Source organism: Flavobacterium sp. UGB4466, assembly GCF_903469665.1.
GTDB classification, from domain to species: Bacteria; Bacteroidota; Bacteroidia; order Flavobacteriales; family Flavobacteriaceae; genus Flavobacterium; species Flavobacterium lipolyticum.
Map to the genome: position 1 here is coordinate 1 of NZ_CAGKLC010000180.1, position 5,187 is coordinate 5,187.

7 protein-coding genes are annotated in these 5,187 nt (G+C 33.0%); 4 read left to right on the forward strand and 3 right to left on the reverse strand.

The genetic code is table 11. The features are described 5' to 3' along the window. Together JO950_RS21165 and JO950_RS21170 are read left to right on the forward strand one after the other, a co-directional pair. Nucleotides 1-825: nucleotidyltransferase domain-containing protein (locus JO950_RS21165; protein WP_202704421.1), on the forward strand; the 825-nt coding region annotated here is incomplete at its 5' end. A 75-nt stretch (nt 826-900) separates the two neighbouring features. Further along, nucleotides 901-1,269, forward strand: coding sequence for a hypothetical protein (locus JO950_RS21170; RefSeq protein WP_255567923.1), 369 nt, complete (start codon nt 901-903; stop codon nt 1,267-1,269). 133 nt (nt 1,270-1,402) lie between these two features. Here the strand turns inward: JO950_RS21170 and JO950_RS21175 are convergent, their stop codons facing one another. Further along, nucleotides 1,403-1,819, reverse strand: coding sequence for a helix-turn-helix domain-containing protein (locus JO950_RS21175; RefSeq protein WP_202704422.1), 417 nt, complete (start codon nt 1,817-1,819; stop codon nt 1,403-1,405). A gap of 920 nt (nt 1,820-2,739) precedes the next feature. Between JO950_RS21175 and JO950_RS21180 the strand changes: the two genes are divergently transcribed. Beyond that, nucleotides 2,740-3,234 carry a hypothetical protein gene (locus JO950_RS21180; protein WP_202704423.1) on the forward strand — a complete coding sequence of 165 codons (495 nt, stop codon included), beginning with the start codon at nt 2,740-2,742 and terminating at the stop codon, nt 3,232-3,234. A 123-nt stretch (nt 3,235-3,357) separates the two neighbouring features. Here JO950_RS21180 and JO950_RS21185 read toward each other — a convergent pair whose 3' ends face one another. Further along, nucleotides 3,358-3,588 carry a DUF4287 domain-containing protein gene (locus JO950_RS21185; protein ID WP_202704424.1) on the reverse strand — a complete coding sequence of 77 codons (231 nt, stop codon included), beginning with the start codon at nt 3,586-3,588 and terminating at the stop codon, nt 3,358-3,360. A 262-nt stretch (nt 3,589-3,850) separates the two neighbouring features. Next, the gene (locus JO950_RS21190; protein WP_202704425.1) at nt 3,851-4,459 is read right to left on the reverse strand and encodes an NUDIX hydrolase; all 609 of its coding nucleotides are present in this window, start codon (nt 4,457-4,459) and stop codon (nt 3,851-3,853) included. A 7-nt stretch (nt 4,460-4,466) separates the two neighbouring features. On the opposite strand from JO950_RS21190, the gene pyrE reads away from it, so the two are divergent. Further along, complete coding sequence (gene pyrE, locus JO950_RS21195) at nt 4,467-5,111, forward strand: orotate phosphoribosyltransferase (RefSeq protein WP_202704426.1); 645 nt, start codon at nt 4,467-4,469, stop codon at nt 5,109-5,111. Nucleotides 5,112-5,187: the final 76 nt, after the last annotated feature.

Below are 5,187 nucleotides of genomic sequence, written 5' to 3' on the forward strand. Positions count from 1 at the left end.
TTCCAAGACTTTGTAAATAATTTAACCGTTACAAATGAAGAAAGTATAGAAAACAGGTTTTCAACCATTACAAAAAGGTTAAATACAGATTTTCACAATATAAATTCTAATTCAGAAAATGGTATATATGTTGGTAGTTATGGTAGAGGAACTGCGATAAACGGAGTTAGTGATTTAGATTTATTATTTACCCTACCTGATTCAGCCTATACAAAATATAATAACAGACTAGGAAATAAACAGAGCCAATTACTACAAGATGTAAAAAATTCAATCTTAAAAACTTATTCGCAATCAGAAGTTAGAGGCGATGGTCAAGTTGTTGTGATTGATTTTGAGAATGATTTTATTGAAGTTTGCCCTGCTTTTAAAGAAAAAGATGGAAGTTTTACCTATCCTGATTCAAACAATGGAGGAAGTTGGAAAAAAACAGACCCTATCCCAGAATCTGATGAAATGCAAAATTTTGATATTGACTGCAATGGAAACTTAATAATTTTATGCAAAATAATAAGAGCTTGGAAAAACAAAAGTGGTGTAAAGATTGGAGGATTATTAATTGATACTTTTGTCTATAATTTTTTTAAAGAAAATCCCGATTATCAAGATTATACGTTTGAAAGTTATGATCTATTAGTAAGAGATTTTTTTGGCTATTTAAAAGAATTAAATGATGACAGAGTTTACTGGTATTCACCAGGAAGCAATCAACATGTATACAAGAAAAAATCAAATTTTAAATCTAAAGCAAAAAAAGCCTTTTCAATTATTGAAGAAGCTATAGAAAAAAGAGAGAACAATACTGTTTATGAAATTTGGCGTTAGGTATTTGGAAAACCATTTCATTACCCAAAAAATATTAAAGAATCAAGCCACAATTACAATCCACAAGAAGAATATATTGAAGACAGGTTCCCTATCAACATAAAGTATAAATTAAAAATTGACTGTGAAGTAACTCAAAATGGTCACAGAACTGGTTTGTTAAGAATGATGAGGTATTTATCTAGAAATAAAAAGTTACTCTTTTTCATTGATACTACAGACGTACCTGAACCTTACGATGTCTTATGGAAAATAAAAAACGAGGGAGAAATTGCTTATAGAAAAAATTGTCTACGAGGACAAATTATAAATAGTAATTTAGACAAGAATCAAAGAAAAGAAAGCTCGGATTTTGAGGGAGCACATTATGCTGAGTGCTATATAATCAAAGATGGTTATTGTGTTGCAAGAGATAGGATTGATGTTCCGATAAGTGATAGATAAACAAAACTGAGAAAATTCAAAAAGCGTACTAGCAAGACGCTTACACAAAACAAAAAAATAAAAGCTAAAAACAACAAAAAAAGCCTAATAAATACACATTTATTAGGCTTTTTTAATTATGAAAAGATAAAACCTATTTATCCTTCAATATTCTTTCTAAAAACTCAACTTTGTCTTTTTCGGCCTGAACCAAACGCTCATAAAGTTTTTTATTTTCTTCTACTGATTCCATTAATTTATCCAATGGATTAAATGTGAATACCGGTCCATGAGCAAAAGCACCATTACTACCACTATTATCGTAGAAATTATTAAAATAATTAAACACACTTTCTTCTGAAAAATTCTTAATAGCTTCGACAGTTACCCCCAAAGCTTTTGCAATTGGAGCAAGTTTTTCATCGTCTATAGTTTCACTATTCTCCAAAATTGAAATTGCCTGTTGGTTGGTTCCTAAAGCCTGTGCCAACGCTTCCTGTTTCATGTCTCTAAGTTCACGAATTCGGCTAATTTTTCGTCCTATATGGTTTGGTTTTGCAAGTGTACTCATAATTCAAAGATAATATTAACGATCATTACAATCAATAATGTAAAAAACATATTTTGCTATGTATGATACAGTTTAGATGCTTTTTATTATTGATTTGGATATCAAACAAAAGTACGATTTTTGAGACATGAAATAGTTAAAAATGAAAAATTATATAGATTCTAAAAAAACAGACTTTCTTAGTAAAAAATCCATAACATATGATAAATTTTTCCTTTGCACATAGTCTATCGCCCTTTCAGGGCTTAACTAAAAAAATCATTATTCATCCTTAGTGCTTCGCACTAAGCTATTGCTAAAGCTCTTTCAGAGCAAAAAAATCATACGCTTCACACCAAACCATTACATAGAGCTCTTCTTGATCAAAGATTATCAAAAACGGGCTGAAAGCCCAAAAAGCAGTAGCTGAGTTCCAGAAGCAAAAAAAAATGGAACTTTCTCAAAATACTTATATTTCGCTCCGCTGGAGCTTTTGATAACTGGAAACTACATTAGCTGGAAACATTTTGCTCTGCTGGAGCAATTCTTCAAAAAAAAGGGCTGAGAGCCCAAAAAGCAACAACGCAGTGCAACGCACAGCAAACGGAATAAAAAATAGATTCCGCCCTGAAAGGGCAAAAGCAAACAAACACAAAGTATATCATTAGAGAGAACAACTCACCTTATACGAAAACACCACACAAAACTTCGGAAATGTTTTCTCGTTGAGATGCGATTTTCCCTTCTGTAGAGAATACTATTTACACTTTCATTTATCCCCTTTTACACCACATTACTGCTAAGATTCTCCTAAAACAAGAAGTTTTAAACATTGATGATTGGTCCTGACTAATCAAAAAACATTCAGATTATCAAAGAGTTCATTTATATTTGTTAAAACTATAACCATACCATTAAACCAATTTAAACCAAAAACCACAATGAATACCTCTTTTTATCTCGAGGGCTTTCAAAAAGCCGCCGACCGTCTCGATCAAAAAACATTAGATGAAAAATCAATCGAAGTTGCAGTTGGCCTATACTTAGACTCCGTATTCCTAAAACTGTACAAAAGATCATGGTCAACCAATCCGCAGGAAGCACTGACGGCCGAATCACGAATTTTCTTTTCAATTTGGGTTAATGACACTAGCATCGAAAAACAAAAAATGATGTATAACATCCACGCTTTAAAACTTAGAAAATTTAAAGTTTATACCATCGAGAGTCGAAAATTTGCCGAAGTCTTCAGAAAATCATTTAAAAAGTACGAAGAAATCTGGCCAAATGTAACTACAAATCATGGCCCGCTAACCCTAATGGAAGGCTGGGTAACATTAAACTCCGAGAACTTTCAGGAAGAGATTACAGAACTCACTCATAAATTCTTAAAAATTGAGTATCTAATCGACGACGCTTTCTATCAGTTTGAATAATCGATAATTACCAAAATTCTGCTCGTGAACAGGTTTATTTCAAAGTTTAAAACCCTAAAAAAAGAACAGCTTCACGAGCAAAAATTCAAATTTCAACTTTTACTTTTGTAATAGCTAAACCTTTTACTGGCTATTTTCGTCTTTAATCCCTTTTAGTAAAGCATAAATTGCCATTGCATGACCTTGCCCTAATTCAAAATCTGCTTTAAGCCAGTTTACAATATCTCCGGCTTTTACTTCAGGTTTGAGTTTTCCTTCCTGAGTAAATGCTTTTTGTTCTGCCAAAGCTCTAAATTCGGCCGGACCATTGCCCGTTTTTTCTTTGATTGTTTTTAAATACGCTTGAAATGACATAAAAGTTCGTTTAATTGATTCATCGACAAACGAAAATACAATTAAAATCAAAACATTACCAAGATTATTCTTAGCTTTTACTGTAAAAACAACCATAAGTAGCGAATAGAACCCTACCACTGAAGTAGCTCGAAAATCCTACAGCATCCCAATAACAGAACGTATAGGCATATAGTGCCCTCCCCTCTTATGAGGATAATGGCACGCCTAATTAAAAGGACTAAAAAATTATCAGGAAATGATGAGGTAGTATTTTTTTTCCTTACTCTACTTTAATTTCGTTTTCCTCTTCAAATAACAGCTTAATGTTTTCGTAGGAGTTTTTCAAAGCTTCTTTTATTTGTTCTGGATTTAACCAGGCCACTTTTTCGATACCTTCTTCAGCCTGACCATGAGGAATCCCTTCAAAGTCTGTATGCATTTCAAACCAATGCGTGATTTTGAGTTTGTATTTTCCATTACGCTTAAAAACATGATACGTTTTTTGAAGTTTATTGGTAATACGAAGCTGACTCACGCCTGTTTCTTCTTCCACCTCACGAATAGCCGTAGCCTCGATTTCTTCCCCCTTCTCGATTCCACCCTTAGGCAAATCCCACTTTCCATTTCTGAAGATAAATAAAACCTCGCCCCTTTTATTGTACACAAAACCTCCCCCAGCTTTACTAACAGGAATTTTTGCCTTTAAGGTCTTCATAATCTCCTTTTCGTCAGGATGATACAAATAAGCTTTTTGAATTTTATTTTGAAAGATTTTCACTATAAGCTGCTCGATATCAATACTCTCTAACAAGAATAATTGAAAATTAGTCTCTCTCGAGATTTCATTTGTCAAAAAAAGTGGTTTGTCGTTCACAAAAACTTTATACATTTGTACTATGATTTTTAATAAAGATACTGCCGAAAAAACAGCCGAATTGCTTTTGCAAATAAATGCAATTAAATTGAATCCCGAAAATCCTTTTACATGGGCTTCAGGTTGGAAATCTCCTATTTATTGTGATAATAGGTTAATTCTTTCATTTCCAAGCATCCGAAACTACGTTCGTGATGAATTTGCGAAAAATATAGAAAAACAATTTGGAAAACCGGATGTCATTGCCGGAGTTGCTACCGGAGCAATTGGAATTGGAATTCTTGTGGCCGAAAGCCTTGGATTACCTTTCGTATATGTGCGTCCTGAAGCTAAAAAACACGGAAGACAAAATCAGGTAGAAGGTTTTTTACAAAAAGGTCAAAATGTTGTTGTTGTAGAAGATTTAATCAGTACTGGTAACAGTAGTTTGATGGCTGTGGAAGCTTTACGCAACGAAGGAGCTAATATTAAAGGAATGGCCGCCATTTTTACCTATGGCTTTAATGTTGCCGAAGAAAACTTTAAAAATGCCAATATCGATTTGTACACCTTAAGCAATTACGAAAACTTACTGGATTTAGCGGTTCAAAAACAATACATCAGCGAAGAACAACAGTCTACCCTGCAAGAATGGAACGTGAGTCCATCAACCTGGGGACAGGAGTAATTTTAGATTTTAGATTTTAGATTTTAGATTTTAGATTTTAGATTTTAGATTTTAGATTTTAGATTTTAGATTTTAG

Bases quoted from the DNA above. Each gene is read 5' to 3' on its own strand.
- JO950_RS21175 (WP_202704422.1), bottom strand. From the start codon at position 1,819: ATGAGTACACTTGCAAAACCAAACCATATAGGACGAAAAATTAGCCGA.
- JO950_RS21180 (WP_202704423.1), top strand. From the start codon at position 2,740: ATGAATACCTCTTTTTATCTCGAGGGCTTTCAAAAAGCCGCCGACCGT.
- JO950_RS21185 (WP_202704424.1), bottom strand. From the start codon at position 3,588: ATGTCATTTCAAGCGTATTTAAAAACAATCAAAGAAAAAACGGGCAAT.
- JO950_RS21190 (WP_202704425.1), bottom strand. From the start codon at position 4,459: ATGTATAAAGTTTTTGTGAACGACAAACCACTTTTTTTGACAAATGAA.
- pyrE (WP_202704426.1), top strand. From the start codon at position 4,467: ATGATTTTTAATAAAGATACTGCCGAAAAAACAGCCGAATTGCTTTTG.